The 16,342-nt window shown below is 65.1% G+C and carries 18 protein-coding genes; 7 read left to right on the top strand and 11 right to left on the bottom strand.

Annotation, left to right across the window (positions count from 1 at the left end; genetic code table 11):
* Positions 1-68: 68 nt before the first annotated feature.
* Positions 69-1,256: a PQQ-dependent sugar dehydrogenase gene (locus EF888_RS16325; RefSeq protein ID WP_109759802.1), complete on the top strand. Its 1,188-nt coding sequence runs from the start codon at positions 69-71 to the stop codon at positions 1,254-1,256.
* Entirely contained in the window at positions 1,253-2,044 is a 792-nt protein-coding gene (locus tag EF888_RS16320; protein ID WP_109759803.1) for an alpha/beta hydrolase, read from the top strand. Before EF888_RS16325 ends, EF888_RS16320 begins: the two co-directional genes overlap by 4 nt.
* On the opposite strand, the gene EF888_RS16315 is transcribed toward EF888_RS16320, so the two are convergent.
* Both EF888_RS16315 and EF888_RS16310 read right to left on the bottom strand, forming a co-directional pair.
* Complete coding sequence (locus tag EF888_RS16315; RefSeq protein ID WP_109759804.1) at positions 2,041-3,018, bottom strand: P1 family peptidase; 978 nt, start codon at positions 3,016-3,018, stop codon at positions 2,041-2,043. The two genes, EF888_RS16320 and EF888_RS16315, sit on opposite strands and share 4 nt — an antisense overlap.
* Positions 3,015-3,755, bottom strand: coding sequence for a glucose 1-dehydrogenase (locus EF888_RS16310; protein ID WP_109759805.1), 741 nt, complete (start codon positions 3,753-3,755; stop codon positions 3,015-3,017). The genes EF888_RS16315 and EF888_RS16310 overlap by 4 nt, the downstream gene beginning before the upstream one ends.
* A gap of 92 nt (positions 3,756-3,847) precedes the next feature.
* On the opposite strand from EF888_RS16310, the gene EF888_RS16305 reads away from it, so the two are divergent.
* The 4 genes from EF888_RS16305 to EF888_RS22480 all read left to right on the top strand — a co-directional run bounded on the left by EF888_RS16305 (position 3,848) and on the right by EF888_RS22480 (position 7,893).
* Complete coding sequence (locus tag EF888_RS16305) at positions 3,848-4,462, top strand: DUF1523 family protein (RefSeq protein ID WP_109759806.1); 615 nt, start codon at positions 3,848-3,850, stop codon at positions 4,460-4,462.
* Positions 4,463-4,605: 143 nt separating this feature from the next.
* Positions 4,606-6,564, top strand: a complete 1,959-nt coding sequence (gene parE / locus EF888_RS16300) for a DNA topoisomerase IV subunit B (protein ID WP_109759936.1) — start codon at positions 4,606-4,608, stop codon at positions 6,562-6,564.
* Positions 6,557-7,417, top strand: a complete 861-nt coding sequence (locus EF888_RS16295) for a hypothetical protein (protein WP_126918596.1) — start codon at positions 6,557-6,559, stop codon at positions 7,415-7,417. The genes parE and EF888_RS16295 overlap by 8 nt, the downstream gene beginning before the upstream one ends.
* Positions 7,418-7,761: 344 nt before the next feature.
* Positions 7,762-7,893, top strand: coding sequence for a hypothetical protein (locus tag EF888_RS22480; protein ID WP_277601024.1), 132 nt, complete (start codon positions 7,762-7,764; stop codon positions 7,891-7,893).
* Between the two features lie 112 nt (positions 7,894-8,005).
* On the opposite strand, the gene EF888_RS16290 is transcribed toward EF888_RS22480, so the two are convergent.
* The 3 genes from EF888_RS16290 to EF888_RS16280 all read right to left on the bottom strand — a co-directional run bounded on the left by EF888_RS16290 (position 8,006) and on the right by EF888_RS16280 (position 9,076).
* Positions 8,006-8,206, bottom strand: coding sequence for a CsbD family protein (locus tag EF888_RS16290; RefSeq protein WP_109759808.1), 201 nt, complete (start codon positions 8,204-8,206; stop codon positions 8,006-8,008).
* Between the two features lie 88 nt (positions 8,207-8,294).
* Positions 8,295-8,684: a c-type cytochrome gene (locus EF888_RS16285; RefSeq protein ID WP_109759809.1), complete on the bottom strand. Its 390-nt coding sequence runs from the start codon at positions 8,682-8,684 to the stop codon at positions 8,295-8,297.
* Positions 8,684-9,076 (bottom strand): c-type cytochrome, encoded by a 393-nt coding sequence (locus tag EF888_RS16280; RefSeq protein ID WP_109759810.1) that lies wholly within the window; start codon positions 9,074-9,076, stop codon positions 8,684-8,686. The genes EF888_RS16285 and EF888_RS16280 overlap by 1 nt, the downstream gene beginning before the upstream one ends.
* 84 nt (positions 9,077-9,160) lie before the next feature.
* Here EF888_RS16280 and EF888_RS16275 point away from each other — a divergent pair, with 84 nt between their 5' ends.
* The gene (locus EF888_RS16275) at positions 9,161-9,604 is read left to right on the top strand and encodes a DMT family transporter (protein ID WP_109759811.1); all 444 of its coding nucleotides are present in this window, start codon (positions 9,161-9,163) and stop codon (positions 9,602-9,604) included.
* Here the strand turns inward: EF888_RS16275 and EF888_RS16270 are convergent.
* The 6 genes from EF888_RS16270 to radA all read right to left on the bottom strand — a co-directional run bounded on the left by EF888_RS16270 (position 9,601) and on the right by radA (position 16,305).
* Positions 9,601-10,275: an ABC transporter ATP-binding protein gene (locus EF888_RS16270; RefSeq protein ID WP_109759812.1), complete on the bottom strand. Its 675-nt coding sequence runs from the start codon at positions 10,273-10,275 to the stop codon at positions 9,601-9,603. The two genes, EF888_RS16275 and EF888_RS16270, sit on opposite strands and share 4 nt — an antisense overlap.
* On the bottom strand, positions 10,268-11,551 hold the full coding sequence (locus tag EF888_RS16265; RefSeq protein WP_109759813.1) for a lipoprotein-releasing ABC transporter permease subunit: 1,284 nt from the start codon (positions 11,549-11,551) through the stop codon (positions 10,268-10,270). The genes EF888_RS16270 and EF888_RS16265 overlap by 8 nt, the downstream gene beginning before the upstream one ends.
* Before the next feature lie 74 nt (positions 11,552-11,625).
* Positions 11,626-12,198 (bottom strand): DUF2199 domain-containing protein, encoded by a 573-nt coding sequence (locus tag EF888_RS16260; RefSeq protein WP_164721736.1) that lies wholly within the window; start codon positions 12,196-12,198, stop codon positions 11,626-11,628.
* Positions 12,195-13,676 carry an amidophosphoribosyltransferase gene (gene purF, locus EF888_RS16255; protein ID WP_109759815.1) on the bottom strand — a complete coding sequence of 494 codons (1,482 nt, stop codon included), beginning with the start codon at positions 13,674-13,676 and terminating at the stop codon, positions 12,195-12,197. Before purF ends, EF888_RS16260 begins: the two co-directional genes overlap by 4 nt.
* A 651-nt stretch (positions 13,677-14,327) precedes the next feature.
* Positions 14,328-14,909, bottom strand: a complete 582-nt coding sequence (locus EF888_RS16250; RefSeq protein ID WP_109759816.1) for a CvpA family protein — start codon at positions 14,907-14,909, stop codon at positions 14,328-14,330.
* A gap of 31 nt (positions 14,910-14,940) precedes the next feature.
* Positions 14,941-16,305 carry a DNA repair protein RadA gene (gene radA, locus EF888_RS16245; protein ID WP_109759817.1) on the bottom strand — a complete coding sequence of 455 codons (1,365 nt, stop codon included), beginning with the start codon at positions 16,303-16,305 and terminating at the stop codon, positions 14,941-14,943.
* Positions 16,306-16,342: the final 37 nt, after the last annotated feature.

The raw sequence follows: 16,342 nt of genomic DNA, 5'->3' as shown, positions 1-16,342 counted from the left end.
CTGTCGGCCCGTTCCGGTTCGACTGTGGGGGCGTCCTGCCTACCTTTGGTGCAAAGGAGGACTTCCAGATGACATTTCGCGCCACCACCGCCTTTGCTCTTATTGTCGCCACACCTGCTCTCGCCCAGGTCAACCAGGGACCGCCGAACGTGCCCGGCAACACGCCCGCCTTCGAAAACCAGACCCGCGCGCCCGAGATCGACGATGCGGGCACGCTTCGCACCGAAACGGTCGCGGACGGTCTTGTCCACCCGTGGGGCGTCGAGCCTCTGCCGCGCGGCGGCTACCTTGTGACCGAGCGTGTCGGACGGCTTCAGCACGTCGCCGCCGACGGCACCATGACCGAGGTGGAGGGTGTCCCCGAGGTCGTGGCACGGCGTCAGGGCGGTCTTCTGGACGTGGCGCTTGCGCCAGATTTCGAGACGTCTCGTGAGATCTACCTGACCTACTCGAAGCCTCAGGGCTCGGGCGACGCCGCGACGGCCGTCGCCTCCGCACGTCTCTCGGACGATGCCGCCTCGCTGGAGGAGGTCTCGGACCTCTACGTGCAGACACCGCCCTCGCCGACGGCCATGCACTTCGGCTCTCGCGTCGTGCCGGACGGCGACGTTCTCTACGTGACGCTCGGCGAGCATTCCTCGGAGGCCGAGCGCGTCCTCGCTCAGGACCTGGGCGCCTCCTACGGCAAGGTGATCCGCATCGAGCCCGACGGAAGCGTGCCCGAGGACAACCCCTTCGCCGCGGAAGAAGAGGCTCTGCCCGAAGTATGGACCTATGGTCACCGCAACCCGCAAGGCGCGGCTCTGGGCCCCGAAGGGCGGCTCTGGGTGCTCGAGCATGGTCCGGCAGGCGGTGACGAATTGAATCTGGTCGAGCCGGGCGCAAACTACGGATGGCCCGACGTCAGCTACGGCCAGAAGTACAGCGGTGCGCCCGTAGGGTCAGGCGAGACCAGCGCCGAAGGTGTGACCGAGCCGGTCTACTACTGGGACCCCGTGATCGCGCCGGGAGGCTTCACCTTCTACGAGGGCGACATGTTCGAGGGCTGGGCCGGCGATGTGGTCGCGTCCTCGTTGACCCCCGGCGGCATCGTGCGCCTGAACCTCGAGGATGACCGCGTGACGGGCGAGTCGCGCTATCTTCCCGAGTTGGGGCGCGTCCGCGACATCGACATCGACGCCGATGGCGCGCTACTTGTCCTGACGGATGATCCCGATGGCGCCTTGATCCGCGTCCTGCCCGAGGAGGGCGCATGAGTCTGGACCTGGCCTACAACAACGCGGACTTCATCCCGGATGGCGCGTCGTATCCCGACCGCTGGATCGAGGAGGCGCGCGCCTGGCGAGAGCGCGAGGCGGCCGTGGGCAGGGCGCGCCTTAACGTCGCCTACGGGACGGGCGAGCGGCAGAAACTGGACCTCTACCTCCCGCCCGGAAAGCCGGAGGGCCTGGTCGTGTTCATCCACGGCGGCTACTGGATGCGCTTTCACAGGGACGTCTGGTCACACTTTTCCGAGGGGCTGACAGCGCATGGATGGGCCGTGGCGATGCCCTCGTACACGCTGGCGCCCGAGGCGCGCATCTCGGAGATCACGCGCGAGACCGCGCGCGCCGTCGAGACTGCGGCGGCCCTCGTTCGGGGTCCGATTCGCCTGACGGGCCATTCGGCGGGCGGCCATCTTGTCGCTCGCCTTGCGTGCGGCGGCGGCGAGCTTGCACAGGAGGTCCGCGACCGCATCGTGCGGGTCGTGCCGATCTCGCCCGTCAGCGACCTGCGGCCGCTGTGCGACCTCACGATGAACGGCACGCTGCAACTCGATGCCGACGAAGCCGAGGCAGAGAGCCCTGTCCTGCACCTGGCCCCAGATGTGCCGGTGACGGTCTGGGTCGGCGCCGAGGAACGACCGGCCTTTCTCGACCAGGCGCGATGGCTGGCCGGGGCTTGGGGGGTCGAACATCGCATCGACGCCGGGCGACACCACTTCGATGTCATCGACGGGCTGCGCGAGCCCGATAGTCCGCTCGTGACCGCGATACTGGCCTAGCCGAACATAGCCGCCCACGTCGGAAGGACATCGTCCGGCGCTTCCCTGGCGTGATACACCCCTCGTGCAATGGCGCGCGCCAGGCAGGTGGCGGCGGCATGGCCCAGCCATGCGAGGTCGGCCTCCGTCGCCTCGCGCTGTCCGGTCGCGGCCGCAAAGATCAGGTCCCCGTCCATCGGTGTATGTGCTGGCACGATGGCCCGCGCGATGCCGTCGTGTGCCGCGGTTGCCATGCGCGTCGCCTGCGCCTTGGTTAGGATCAGGTCGGTGGCCACGACCGCGATGGTCGTGTTGCCCGCGCCGCCAAGCTTCGTGCGGGCAGGCGGAGCGGGACAGGGGCCGGGCCCGAAGCCGCCGAACTCGTCGATTTCCTCGAAAGGGGCGGCCCAGAAATGCGGGCCGTCGCCGACGGTGACCTGCCCCAGCGCATTGACCGCGACGAGCGCACCCACCACGGCGCCCGACGGCAGGACCGCCGATGCCGTGCCCAGACCGCCTTTCAGGCCAGCGACGTTCGCACCCGTCCCCGCGCCTTCGCTTCCGACCGCGACGTCGCCGCCTTTCGCGTCGAAGGCCGCGCGGCCGAGTGCGGGGTAGGGGTTCGCGTCCCACGCCTTGGCGCCGCCGTTCGCCAGGTCGAAGAGAATGGCCGCCGGCACGATCGGCACGCGGTAGCCCGCGGCCTCGAATCCGCGCCCGGCGGCGCGAAGACCAGCCATGACGCCATCCGCCGCTGCCAGACCGAAGGCCGAGCCGCCCGAGAGCACCAGCGCATCGACCCCGCCGACGCTCTTGTCCGGCGCAAGAAGGTCGGTCTCGCGCGTGCCTGGCGCGCCGCCCATGACGTGAACGCCAGCCACCATCGGCGCGTCGCCCACGACGACGGTGACGCCTGATTTCAGACGCTCGTCCTTCGACTGGCCGACGGACAGTCCCGCGACGTCGGTGATGGCGTTGCGCGGACCCGGCCTCAAATGCAGCGGCCCCCGTCGACCTCCATCGCCACCCCCGTCACCATCGAGGCCTCGTCCGAGCAGAGGTATAGCGCGGCGTTGGCGATGTCGTCGGGACGCGAGAAGCGGCCCAGCGGGATGGTCGAGAGGAACTTCGCGCGCATCTCGGGCGTGTCCTCGCCCATAAAGGACGCAAGAAGCGGCGTCTCGCCCGCTACGGGATTGACCGCGTTCACGCGGATGCCGAAGGGGGCGAGTTCGATCGCCATCGTGCGCGTGGCGGTGATCATCCAGCCCTTGGAGGCATTGTACCAGTTGAGCCGGGGCCTGGGGCTGACGCCCGCCGTCGAGGCGACGTTCAGGATGACGCCGGAGGCCCGTTCCTTCATCGCCGGTACGAAGGCGCGCGCGGTCAGGTACACCGACTTGCAGTTCACGGCGAAGACCCGGTCGAACATCTCCTCCTCGACCTCGTCCAAGGGCGTCGGCAGATGGGTCGTGCCCGCGTTGTTGACGAGGATATCGACGGCGCCGAACGCCTCGCGCACAGTGTCGGCCATTCGCGCCACATCCGCGCCGCGCGACACGTCGCAGGCCACGGCAATGCCATCTACGGCCTGTGCGACCCGTTCTGCGGCCTCACCGTTCAGATCGACGACGGCCACGCGCGCGCCTTCTGCGGCGAAGCGCCTGATGATGCCCTCGCCGAACCCCGATCCGCCGCCGGTGACGACGGCCGTCTTGCCCTTCAGTCTCATTCCCCGGACCGTGGCATGGTCCCGCGACTCTGTGAAGCCCTTGTGGACCCGGCATTCGCGCCCTTAGGTAGAGGACGAAGGAGTGCCGACCGATGACCTATTTCCGATGGACGATCCGCATCCTTTTCTTCGGGATGATCGCGCTTCTCCTACATTACAACCTGCCCGACCGTGACATCGTGCGGATCGTCAATACCGAGGTGAGACGCGTCGACTTCGGCACCAACGGTCTGTTCTGGCAGAACTCTGGCGTCGGCGACGCGGTGAACGCCGAGAACCGCGACGTGCTGTTCATCGAGACGATCCGACCGAACGGCAAGCCACGCGTGTACCGCAACGAGGACACGGGCTGGGGCTGGCCGCCCTTCTTCAAGTTCGACACGGCCGATCTTCAGGCCCAGGCGAAGAACCTCGAGTCGACCGAGGCCAACCCCCAGTGGGTTGCGCTGCGGCACTATGGCTGGCGTAACAACTTCTTCTCGATTTTCCCGAACGCGCTTTCGCTGAAGCCGGTGGCGGGACCCGAAGTGACGCTGATCCCCTGGTTCACCATCGTCTTCTGCACGCTGCTGGCCCTTCTGCTCATTACGATCTGGCGGCTTATCCGCAACTTCCGCAGGCGCCGCATTCAGCCCGTGTTTAACGAGATCGACGAAGGTGCCGAGGCCGCGCGCGGACGGTTCTGGCGCCTGTTCGGGCGGCGATAGGGGGCTCTGCCCCCGCCGCCTGGGCCGGCTCCCCCGGAGTACTGCGAGGACAGAAGAAGACGAAGGGAGCGTGCTTCGCTTCCGGTTGCCCGCACCAGCCGGTGTGGGTTACTGTCCCGCAACCACAAGATATGAGCAGCAGCATGGCCAATGACCTCCTCTCCGCCGCCTCGGCCAAGGTCTATGACGCGTCGTCGATTCAGGTTCTCGAGGACATGGAGCACGTCCGTCTGCGCCCCGGCATGTACATCGGAGGCACCGATGACCGGGCTCTGCACCACATGGTGGCCGAGATCGTCGACAACGCGATGGACGAAGCCGTGGCGGGGCACGCGACCTGGATCGAGGTCGAGATGCACGAGAACGGCCATGTAAGCGTCCGCGACAACGGGCGCGGGATGCCCGTCGACCCTCATCCGTCGAACCTGAAGAAGTCGACCCTGGAGATCATCTTCTGCACGCTCAACGCAGGCGGCAAGTTTTCGGGCGACAACTACGAGACCTCGGGCGGCCTGAACGGCGTCGGCTCGTCGGTCGTCAACGCCCTGTCGGACCACCTGCGGGTCGAGGTCGCGCGCAACAAGGAAGTCCACGCGATGGAGTTCTCGCGCGGGGTGCCGACGGGTGGACTTCAGAAGATCGGAGCGGCGTCGAACCGCCGCGGCACGACCGTCACCTTCCATCCCGACCCGCAAATCTTCGGCTCTCTCAAATTGCGCCCCGCCCGCCTCTTCGCGATGGCGCGGTCGAAGGCCTACCTGTTCTCGGGCGTGACCATCCGCTGGAAGACCGCCATCGCCGATGGCGACACGCCCCTCTCCGCCGAGTTCCACTTTGCGGGCGGGCTTGCGGACTATCTTTCGGACTCCCTGTCTGGCGCCACCACCTATGCCGAGGCGCCCTTCTCGGGCACTGTCGACTTCCGCGAGAAGTTCGGCGAACCGGGCAAGGTCGAATGGGCCGTCAACTGGACCCCGTCCCGCGACGGGTTCATCCAGTCCTACTGCAACACCGTGCCCACGCCCGAGGGCGGCACCCATGAGGCGGGCTTCTGGGCCGCGCTCCTCAAGGGCATCCGGGCCTATGGCGAGCGCGTCGGCAACCGAAAGGCCGCGCAGATCAACCGCGACGACCTTGCCACCGGGGCGGGCGCGCTGGTGTCGATCTTCATCCAGGGACCGCAGTTCGTCGGCCAGACAAAGGACCGGCTGTCGAACGAGAACGCTGCGAAGATGGTCGAGGGCGCGGTGCGCGATCACTTCGACCACTGGCTGGCGTCCGACACGAAGTCGGCGGGCTCCATCCTCGACTTCCTGGTCCTGCGCGCCGAAGAGCGTCTGCGCCGCAAGATGGAGAAGGAGACGCAGCGCAAGACCGCGACCAAGAAGCTGCGGTTGCCGGGCAAGCTGACGGACTGCTCGTCGAAGACGCGGGAAGGGACCGAGATCTTCCTCGTCGAGGGCGACAGCGCGGGCGGATCGGCCAAGGCGGCGCGGAACCGCGAGAACCAGGCCTTGCTTCCGCTAAGGGGCAAGATCCTGAACGTCCTCGGCGCGGCGTCGTCGAAGCTGACCCAGAACCAGGAAATCAACGACCTCTGCGAGGCGCTTGGCGTCCGCATGGGCACCCGCTTCAACGTCGACGACCTGCGCTACGAGAAGGTCATCATCATGACCGACGCCGACGTGGACGGGGCGCATATTGCCTCGCTTCTGATGACGTTCTTCTTCAGCCAGATGCGGCCGCTGATCGATCACGGGCACCTCTTCCTCGCCTGTCCGCCGCTGTACCGGCTGACGCAGGGGGCGAAGCGCCTCTACGTCGCGAACGACGCCGAGAAGGAGCGCGTGCTGGCCGAGGGGCTGGGCGGCAAGGGCAAGATCGACGTGCAGCGCTTCAAGGGCCTGGGCGAGATGGACGCCAAGGATCTGAAAGAGACGACGATGGACCCGAAATCGCGCACGCTGATCCGGGTGACCATCGACGAGGACGTGGCGGGCGAGACGGGCGATCTGGTGGAGCGGCTGATGGGGAAGAAGCCCGAGGAGCGGTTCCGGTATATCCAGGAGAACGCGCGGTTCGTGGAGGAGCTGGATGTATAACATTCTTGGTTGGATAGCGGCCAACCAAGTCCCATGCATTCTAATAGGCTTTTTGCTGGGTACCTTCCTCGCGCTCATCATAGCTTGGAAACTCTCTAGCGTAACTGCTTGGCGCATTGCTGACTTAGCGTGGGTTACTGTTGGTGGCTTTTCCACTTTTTTCGCTGTTCTAGCATCAATTTTTTTGAGCAATGTTGACGACTTAAGTCGGCAGATTGATGCTGCCAAATCGGAACTCTTTCGCTTGAATAGAAACACAGGAGTTTTTGTTGAGAGATGGTGTAATTCCCAAAGATTTTCAATCTCTCTTCCTGTAATAACTGAGCATCTCATGCTGGTTTGCAGAGATGCTGAAATATTGAAAGATGAATCTTCAACTCATACCACGCTAGCTACTTTTATTGATTGGTTTCAGGAGCAAAGGGAGAATAAAAATAGATCAAGTATGCAGGTAGAGAAATTTGACGGACTTAAGCCGGGTTTGGAATTTCAGGAAATAGACTGGTCCAAAGCAGAGTTTGGGACATCAAAAGCAGCCTATGAAATGATGGATGCACTGGAGCTGCGAGGCTTATTCGCATTTCAACTCCCTATGAAAGATGTTCTTCAGTCAGCTTCTGTACTAATAGATGCGGGGCTGTATGAAGAGGCAGGTTACGAATATGTTTCTATAAGGCAAGACTTTGAAAACTTAAAGCTGAAATTTGCTGAGCTTCAGCTATCTTGGTACGAAAACGAAAAGGGCCGAAAGTTTTTGCTGACTAGAACCCTTGCTCTATTTTTCCTTGCTATGGTCTTCCCACTTCGAGTTGGAAAATCCTACTTTGAAATATCCCAATTGAGAATCACTTAGTCAACGTTCCACCGCTTGCCGGTGTTGCGGTGCAATATTGCTCTGCTCATCACTCTCACCCGCACTTCGGTGTGAGACACCATGCAACGCTCACTTCCGAGCGGGCGCTGACCTCATTCCAACTCTCTCACGCTGCAACAATCGCGAGTGCGACGCGCGCCTTCCCATCCAAGCGCGCTTCTATTGCCCAAATGGGATCGATGGCTTAGATCCACACCCACACAGGCCACCCAGCCTGCCGTCCAAGGATCATCGCCCTGACATCTTCTCAGGCAACCCTGATCTTCTGATGCCAAGACCTGCCCTGGGCATCCCGCCCGGGCGGCACGTTCAGGAGAGACCCCATGTCCAAAGACAAGAACCGCGGCAACAAGGAAACCAAGAAGCCGAAGAAGGAGAAGCCGAAGGTCTCGGCGACCGCCAACTTCAGCTCGGGCAAGACCGAACCGATCATCGGCGGAAAAAAGATCAAGTAGACTGACAGGGCGCAGGACCGACGGCGGCCTGCGCCTGTGCCACCTCGGCCTTCCGAATGCATGAAAAAGGCCGGGCACAAGGCCCGGCCAGTTCTGAGGCAGTTGGAAAAGGTCAGTTCAGGTCGCGCTGCCAGGTGTCGACTTCGCGCTCGGCTTCGTCGCGCGCCTTGCCGTACTTCGACTGGACGAGGCCGATCAGCTGCTCGCGCTCGCCGCGGGCCTCGGTGATCTCGTCGTTGGTCAATTCACCCCAGTTCTCTTTGACCTTGCCGGTGAATTGCTTCCAGTTACCTTCGATCTGGTCCCAGTTCATGGTTGTCTCCTTCCAAATCCGTATCGGGGAAACAACGTTGAAGCGCTGCGAATGTTCCTCTTTCGCCAGCGGACGCGGCGCGATTCCGCTACTCCTGAACGGTCGCAAGCCAGCCCGCCACATCGGCGATCGGTTGTGCCGTAATGATCGGCTGTCCGGTCTCGGTGGCGATGGCACCGTCGGGAAAAGCATAGAGACGTCCGAAGGTTGGCATCTCTCCGCCATGCGACAGCATCGGGTCGCGACCGTCGATCTGACGGACGACGCGGAAGACCGGGAAGGTCCCGCCGTTGTCGCGTGACAGGCGCGTCAGATCGGCGGGCGGTTGGATCAGAAGGTCGGCCAGCGCGCCGTCGCCACGGGCTTCGGCGCCGTGGCATCCGGCGCAGTGCGTGAAGTAGACCTCTCGCCCGGCGACGAGATCGGGCTCGGCCCAGGCGGGCAGGGCGGCGACGGCGAGGAAAAGGGCGAAACGCATCACAAGCCCTCCTGCACCGTCTGAAGCCAGGCCGCGATCATCGCGATGGCTTCCGGGGCGACGATCTCGCTTCCGTCGGGGGCCATTATCGCTTCGGAGGGGCCCTGGAGCAGGAGACCGAAAAGCGGCATCGGCCCGCCGTGCGCGGCCACGTCCATGGTGCCGTCGATGCGCCGCACGACGCGGTCGAGAGGGAACTCGCCGCCATTCCGAGCCGAAAGCTGCGTCAGGTCGGCGGGCTGGACAGTCAAGAGATCGGCCATCGGCCCGTTTCCCTTCGCCTCGACGCCGTGACAGGTCGCGCAATAGTCGGCGAAGTGGTCGGCACCCTCTTCGACGTCAGCGGCGAAGACGGGGGTGGCAAGAAGCAGAATGGTCAGGATCATGCGCATGGGTCACCTCCTTGGTCGGGCAAGCCTCGCGCGGGAGGAGACGATCCGCCTTGATCCAGAACAAGAGCGGTGCCACCAAGGCGCATGTCGCCGAACGCAGCCTATGCCTCTGTCATGTTCCTCGCCGGGATCGGAATTCCCCTTCTCGCGGCGCTGAACGCGGCGCTCGGCGCACGGATCGGCAGCCCGGCGGTGGCGGCGCTGTGCCTCTTCCTCGTGGCCTTCTCGGTGACGGCTGCGGTCGTGATGCTGACAGGGCCGGGGGCCGTCAGGCATCTGGCGAGCCAACCCCGACACCTGTTCCTTGCGGGTGTGCTCGTCGCCTTCTACATCCTGTCGATCACCTACATCGCGCCTCACTTCGGCGTCGGCAACGCGGTGTTCTTCGTGCTTCTGGGACAGCTCGCCGCCGCGGCCGCCATCGATCACTTCGGTCTCTTCGGCGCCCGCGTCTCGCCGCTCGGCTTCACGCGTGCGGCCGGGATCGCTCTGATGGCGGCAGGCGTCGCGCTGACGCAGAAGGCCTAGACCAGCCGCCCGCCCTCCAGCCGAACGGTGCGATCCATGCGCGCCGCCAAGGTGGGATTGTGTGTCGCGATCAGCGCAGCGAGGCCGGTGTCCCGCACGACGTCCATCAGCGCCGCGAAAACGGTGTCCGACGTCGCGGGGTCGAGGTTGCCGGTCGGCTCGTCGGCGAGAAGGACGCGGGGACGGTTGGCCAGTGCCCGGCAGAAGGCGACGCGCTGCTGCTCTCCGCCCGACAGGGCGGCGGGCCGGTTGTCGGCGCGGCCCTCGACGCCGACGCGGGCCATCAGGGACAGCGCGTGCTCCCGCGCCTCGCGGTCCGGTACGCCGTTCGCGAGTTGCGGCAGGACGATGTTCTCGACCGCCGAGAACTCGGGCAGGAGGTGGTGGAACTGGTAGACGAAGCCTACTTCCTCGCGCCGGGCTGCGGTGCGGCGGGCGTCGGAAAGGCGTGTCATCTCGGTTCCGCCGATCAGGACGCGGCCTGTATCGGCGCTGTCGAGGAGGCCCGCAATATGCAGGAGCGTCGACTTGCCCGCGCCCGAGGGTGCGACAAGAGCCACGACCTCGCCCGGCTTCAACGACAGTGATGCGCCGTCGAGGACCGTCAGGGCGTTCGGCTTGCCGGGGTTGTAGGTCTTGCCGATCCCGTCCAGCGTCAGCGCATCATTCATAGCGCAGCGCCTCAACCGGGTTCATGCGCGCCGCGCGCCGGGCGGGGAACAGCGTGATGCCCCAGGACAGGATCAGCGACAGCGACACGGCGGACAGAACGTCGTTCAGCTCCAGCTTCGCAGGCAGGCGGTAGATGCCGCGCACCGACGCCTCCCACACGCCGCCACCGGCAGCGCCGTTCACGAGCGCGAGGATCTGGTCAAAGTAGATCGCGAAGAGGCAGCCGATGATGACGCCGAAGAGAGTCCCAATCGTGCCGACCAGCGCGCCGGTCAGGAAGAAGACGCGCATGATCGCGCCCTGGGTCAGGCCCATGGTCCGGAGTATGCCGATGTCGCGGCCCTTGTTCTTCACCAGCATCACGAGGCCCGAGATGATGTTCATCGACGCGATCAGGACGAGAACGGACATCAGGACGAACATCACCGTGTCCTCGACCTCCAAAGCGCGGAGGAACCCACCTGCGCTGTCCTTCCACGTCCAGGTATAGGCGCCTTCGCCCCCGGCGACGGCGAGGCGGGGCGCGATCTGGTCGACCTGCTCGGGGTCGGTGACGTTGACTTCAAGCTCGTCGGCCACGCCCTCGCGGTTGAAGTAGGTCTGCGCCTCGGCAAAGGGCAGGTAGGCGCGGGTGCGGTCGATGTCGTAGCGGCCCGAGTTGAAGATGTAGGTGACGAAGTACTCGTTGATCCGCGGGCTCATGCCGAAAGGGTTGCGGACCCCGTTCGGGTTGATGACGCGGATGACGTCGCCCACGCCGACGCCAAGCGACCTTGCCGCCTCACGCCCGATGGCGATGCCATTCGGAAAGTCCTCGAGGCTGCCCTGCGCCGTCTCGGGATCCGCGATCCTCTCGATCCGGGCCAAGTCCTCGGGCGCAATGCCAAAGACCTCGAGCCCTGTGTTCTGCTCCTGGTGGACTGCCATGACCTGGCCCTTCACCAGCGGCGCAACGCGGGTCACGCCCTCGACCCCTCGCAGGCGCTCGGCCCATTCGGCGTAGTCCGGGATGGTCCGCGTCACGCCCCCCGTTTCGGTCTCGCGGGCCTGGCTGTAGACGGTGACGTGGGCGTTGGCGCCGAGGATGGTCGACACGAACTCGTCCCGAAACCCGGCCCGTACGGCGAGGGTGATGATCAGGGCGGCGACCGCGAGGGTGATGCCGACAAGGCTGATCCAGGTCATGACGCTGACGCCGCCCTCGGCCCGCTTGGCGCGGAGATAGCGCCAGGCGATCAGGAATTCGTAACGCGAGAAGGGGGCTGGCGTGGCCATGTCTGCTCCGGTTTTGCGTCTGAATGGCGTCCGGCGTGACCCGCGTCAACCGCCATGGCCTGCGAGCTGGCGGTTCAGGATTGCAGCAAATGCGGCCTGATGTCCTGGCCGGCGGCGGCGTAAATGTCCAGAAGCCGGTCGAAGGTGATGCCGGTTTCCTGCAACTCGGCCAGTTCGTGCGCGCCGTCATGTACCTCAAGGACGGGCCGCTGCCCGTTGGCGCCGGGAACGAGATTGCAGGGCAGGGGCTCGTCGATCTCGAAGCCGGGAAGCTGGTTCGTCAGCCAGGCGAAGCATCCGTCGAAGGGCTCGTCGGGATTGTAGAAGTTGCGGACATAGATGTCGTAGCTGTCCTGGCTCACGCTGCCCCAGGGCCCGAACGCGAAGCGCTGATCGCTACCGATGATCGGGATGGGCAACACGCATCGGACGAAGCGGTATTTGCCGAAGGCGCACAGGTCGGCGGTCAGCTTGTCATCCCCAACGGCCAGCACATCCTTGCCGCTCTGCGCGCGGTTGCCATGGGGCCAAGGATCCGGATGATCGTAGCCGATATCGAAGACGCCGCTGAACGCCTGGCCGCAACAGGGGCAGGCGCGACTGCTGTCGTTGAAGCGCTGCCAGCGTGGATCGCCAGCCAGGCTCACTCGGCCGCCTTCAGCAGGAAGCCCTTCTCGATCTGGTCGGAGGGGGCGACCGGGTATTCGCCGGAGAAGCAGGCATCGCAATAGGCCGGCGACTTCGGATCGCGGCCGTTCGCCTCGCCCACGGCCCGGTAGAGGCCGTCGAGCGAGATGAACTTGAGGCTGTCGACGCCCAGGTGCTCGCGCATCTCGTCCTCGCTCATTGTAGCGGCGAGAAGCTTTTCGCGCTGCGGCGTGTCGACGCCATAGAAGCAGGGCCAGGCCGTCGGCGGCGACGCGATGCGGAAGTGGACCTCTGCCGCGCCGGCGTCGAGGATCATCTCCTTGATCTTGCGCGAGGTAGTGCCGCGTACGACGCTGTCGTCGACGAGGATCACGCGCTTGCCGCGGATCAGCGCGCGGTTGACGTTGAGCTTGAGACGCACGCCCATGTTGCGGATCTGCTCGGTCGGCTCGATGAAGGTGCGGCCCATGTACTGGTTGCGGATGATCCCCATGGCGTAAGGAATGCCCGACTGCTGGCTGTAGCCGATTGCAGCGGGCGTGCCGGAATCGGGGACCGGGCACACGAGGTCGGCGTCGACCGGCGCCTCTTTCGCCAATTCCGCGCCGATGGCCGAGCGGGTCTCGTAGACCGAACGGCCGTTCAGCGTGGAATCGGGGCGCGAGAAGTAGACGTGCTCGAAGATGCAGAAGCGCGACTTCTTGTGTTCGAAGGGTCGATACGACAAGAGGGCGTCGTTCTCGATCACGACCATCTCGCCCGGTTCGACCTCGCGCACGAAGTCGGCGCCGATGATGTCCAGCGCACAGGTCTCGGACGACAGCGCCCAGCCTTCCTGCCCGATGCGTCCGATGACGAGGGGCCGGACGCCAAGGGGATCGCGCACGCCGATCAGCTTGGTGCGGGTCATGGCGACGACGCTGAAGGCGCCCTCGACCCGGCGCAGTGCGTCCTTCATCCGCTCGGGCACCGACTTTTGCAGCGACCGGGCCATGAGGTGGATGATGCATTCCGAATCCGACGAGGATTGGAAGATCGACCCCATGCCGATCAGCTCGCGCCTCAGCGCGTCGGCATTGGTGATATTGCCGTTATGCGCGATGGCCGCGCCGCCCATGCTGAACTCGCCGAAGAAGGGTTGCACGTCGCGGATCTGCGTCGCGCCCTTCGAGCCTGCGGTGGAATAGCGGACATGACCGATGCCAAGGGGGCCGGGCAGGCCGTCGATGACGTCCTGACGGGTGAAGTTGTCGCGCACGAGGCCGAAGCGGCGGGCCGAGTGGAAGCCGTCGACGGGTTCGTAGGTGACGATGCCGCCCGCCTCCTGCCCGCGATGCTGGAGCGCGTGAAGCCCGAGGGCCACGAAGTTCGCAGCGTCCGACACGCCGGTCACACCGAAGATGCCGCATTCCTCGCGGAGCTTGTCATCATCGAATGGGTCGGTGGTCGGCAGTCGCGGAGAGTGTTGATCGGACATCCGGTGACTCGGCTGGCTGCGATGCGACCCTTACTTAGACCCATCGCCCGGTGGTGTCACGGGGGCGGGCACCGAAAAGCGGCCGGGGCTCCAAATAAGTGAAGGCCTGCCGACGCGGCAGGCCTTCAGGAAATCATATGCCGTATCTGGCGTCACTCGCACTCGGGTCGAACTCACTAACCCTTGCACCGCCAAACGGCCCGCCGGGGCGGCGCCGGGAGGCCTCGCAGCCGACCCGACGCCCAACTCACTCACTCATCACACGGAACCTTGGAACCACCGCAATCCCGTTCACGGCTGCTTGTATGCCAACGGCTGTTGTCGACAGTGGGGCAGAAATTCAGAGCATCTGGGCGAGTTTAAGATGCGACGTAATCTGTAACAGCCGTGACACACCCCTATTCGCCAGAGCTTGGAAACAGTTTTCGCGCTAAGCGTGTTTCAGATGCGCTGTTGCTTTGCTTGTCGGGCAGGTTGTCGCGCTGTGCGACACAGTCGCGGGGTTCTATTAGTTGTGGCCGAAACAGGTGGCGCCACAATTACCCTGTTTCCCCGACGTGAACACACTGTCCAGAGTACAGATTGAGGGTCGCGGAAACGAAAACCGCATGCCTTGCGGCCCGCGGCGTTCAGGATCGGTCGTGGAGAGACTCAGGTGCCCGAGGACTGGCCTTCGACGGGGATCGAGCACTTCCCGATCAACTCGTCATAGCGCCCGCCGATCCAGTCCGGCACATCGGTCGGCATCTCGGCGTCGATGCGGTCGGACAGATCGCCGAGGACGACGGCGGTGCGGCTGTCGTTCACCATCGGGATCGGGTCCGAGACGATGACGCGCTCGTAGACGATATATGCGATTGCGACGAGGATCACGCCCCGGGCGACCCCGAAGAGAAAGCCCAGGCCCTGGTCTATGCCGCCAAGGGCCGACCGCTGCACGGCGCCCGCGAAGAGCGGCGTGAAGACGGAGAAGATGATGAGCGCCAGGGCAAAGACGCCGGCGAAGGCGGCGATCATGGACAGTTCGCAGGACGCGCCGAGGAAGTCCTTCAGGACCGGAACCTCGCGCATCAGCGGCTCGACCGTGGGGGCCAAGATGTAGGCCACGACCGCGGCTGCGATCCAGCCGCCGATCGACAGCACCTCGCGCACGAAGCCGCGGGAATAGGCCAGCACCGCCGAAAGGATGATGATCACGGCCACAATGCCGTCGATGATGGTGAAGCCGTCCATGTCTTGCCTCGTCTTTTCTCTGCCCCAGGGGCTATCCTGCCCCGAACACGTCACCCACCAGCGCGGCCAGGTCGGGCATCTGCTGCACCCTCACCCCGGCGACCGTTCCGGCCTTGCTGCGCTCGGGAAGGATGGCCGCCTCGAAGCCCAGCTTCGCGGCCTCTTTCAAGCGCGTCTCGGTCTGGCCGACCGGTCTCAAACCTCCTGATAGGCTGATTTCGCCGAAAACCACAGTGCGCTGCGGCAATGGTGCATCTTCGCGGGCCGAAAGTAGCGCAGCGGCCACAGCCAGATCGGCGGCGGGTTCCGTGATCCTGAGACCGCCCGCGACGTTGAGATAGACGTCGAGCCCGGCGAAGGGGATGCCGCAGCGCGCCTCGAGCACGGCGAGGATCATCGCGAGCCGCCCGCCGTCCCACCCGACGACCGAGCGGCGCGCCTGGCCCGCGGGGGCGGGAGAGACCAGCGCCTGGATCTCGCAGAGGACGGGCCGCGTGCCCTCGATCCCCGCAAAGACCACCGAACCGGGGCTGTCGGCCTCGCGGTCGGAGAGAAACAGGGCCGAGGGGTTGGCGACCTGCGCCAACCCCGCACCCGTCATCTCGAAGACGCCGATTTCGTCGGCGGGGCCGTAGCGGTTCTTGACGGCACGCAGGATGCGGAACTGGTGGCCGCGCTCGCCCTCGAAATAAAGCACGGTGTCGACCATGTGTTCGACGACGCGGGGGCCTGCGATCTGGCCGTCCTTGGTGACATGCCCCACGAGGATGACGCTGATCCCGGTGCGCTTGGCGAAGGTCGTGAGCTCGTGTGCCGTGGCTCGGACCTGACTGACTGATCCCGGAGCGCTGTCGACGGTGTCGAGCCACATGGTCTGGATCGAATCCACGATGGCGAGGTGCGGCGCCTCTTTTTCAAGAGTGGTCAGGATGTTGCGCAGGTTCGTTTCGGCAGCGAGGCGAACGGGCGCCTCGGCCAGCCCAAGACGTTGCGCGCGGAGGCGCACCTGGCTCGCCGCCTCCTCGCCCGAAACATAGACCGCCTTCAGGCCCGCCATCGCGAAGGCCGCCGCGGCCTGGAGGAGGAGCGTCGACTTTCCGATGCCCGGGTCTCCCCCCACGAGGATCGCGCTGGCCGGGACGAGGCCGCCGCCCAGAACGCGGTCAAGCTCGTCGAGGCCGGACAAGGTGCGGGCAAGCGGTGCATCGGCGCTGGACAGGTCGCTTAGCGCGATCGTCTTGCCGCGCGAAGCACCCAGACCCTTGGTCGATGGACCGGATGAGAGCGGAACGTCTTCCGAGATCGAGTTCCATGCGCCGCAGTCGTCGCAGCGGCCGGACCACTTGGCGTGGACCGCGCCGCAATTCGTGCAGGTGAACGAGGGGGACTTCGCCATGCGGCCTTCATGCCTGCCCCCCGAAGCGGGGGCAAGC

Source organism: Silicimonas algicola, from assembly GCF_003970735.1.
GTDB lineage: Bacteria > Pseudomonadota > Alphaproteobacteria > Rhodobacterales > Rhodobacteraceae > Silicimonas > Silicimonas algicola.
This window is presented reverse-complemented; position numbering and strand designations above follow the sequence as displayed.

What these genes read in the sequence shown, in the direction of transcription:
- EF888_RS22480 (WP_277601024.1), top strand. Translation starts at nt 7,762, where the DNA reads ATGTCCAAAGACAAGAACCGCGGCAACAAGGAAACCAAGAAGCCGAAG.
- EF888_RS16270 (WP_109759812.1), bottom strand. Translation starts at nt 10,275, where the DNA reads ATGAATGATGCGCTGACGCTGGACGGGATCGGCAAGACCTACAACCCC.
- EF888_RS16320 (WP_109759803.1), top strand. Translation starts at nt 1,253, where the DNA reads ATGAGTCTGGACCTGGCCTACAACAACGCGGACTTCATCCCGGATGGC.
- radA (WP_109759817.1), bottom strand. Translation starts at nt 16,305, where the DNA reads ATGGCGAAGTCCCCCTCGTTCACCTGCACGAATTGCGGCGCGGTCCAC.
- EF888_RS16265 (WP_109759813.1), bottom strand. Translation starts at nt 11,551, where the DNA reads ATGGCCACGCCAGCCCCCTTCTCGCGTTACGAATTCCTGATCGCCTGG.
- EF888_RS16310 (WP_109759805.1), bottom strand. Translation starts at nt 3,755, where the DNA reads ATGAGACTGAAGGGCAAGACGGCCGTCGTCACCGGCGGCGGATCGGGG.
- EF888_RS16250 (WP_109759816.1), bottom strand. Translation starts at nt 14,909, where the DNA reads ATGGACGGCTTCACCATCATCGACGGCATTGTGGCCGTGATCATCATC.
- EF888_RS16305 (WP_109759806.1), top strand. Translation starts at nt 3,848, where the DNA reads ATGACCTATTTCCGATGGACGATCCGCATCCTTTTCTTCGGGATGATC.
- EF888_RS16280 (WP_109759810.1), bottom strand. Translation starts at nt 9,076, where the DNA reads ATGCGCATGATCCTGACCATTCTGCTTCTTGCCACCCCCGTCTTCGCC.
- purF (WP_109759815.1), bottom strand. Translation starts at nt 13,676, where the DNA reads ATGTCCGATCAACACTCTCCGCGACTGCCGACCACCGACCCATTCGAT.
- EF888_RS16325 (WP_109759802.1), top strand. Translation starts at nt 69, where the DNA reads ATGACATTTCGCGCCACCACCGCCTTTGCTCTTATTGTCGCCACACCT.
- EF888_RS16275 (WP_109759811.1), top strand. Translation starts at nt 9,161, where the DNA reads ATGTCGCCGAACGCAGCCTATGCCTCTGTCATGTTCCTCGCCGGGATC.
- EF888_RS16295 (WP_126918596.1), top strand. Translation starts at nt 6,557, where the DNA reads ATGTATAACATTCTTGGTTGGATAGCGGCCAACCAAGTCCCATGCATT.
- EF888_RS16290 (WP_109759808.1), bottom strand. Translation starts at nt 8,206, where the DNA reads ATGAACTGGGACCAGATCGAAGGTAACTGGAAGCAATTCACCGGCAAG.
- EF888_RS16285 (WP_109759809.1), bottom strand. Translation starts at nt 8,684, where the DNA reads ATGCGTTTCGCCCTTTTCCTCGCCGTCGCCGCCCTGCCCGCCTGGGCC.
- parE (WP_109759936.1), top strand. Translation starts at nt 4,606, where the DNA reads ATGGCCAATGACCTCCTCTCCGCCGCCTCGGCCAAGGTCTATGACGCG.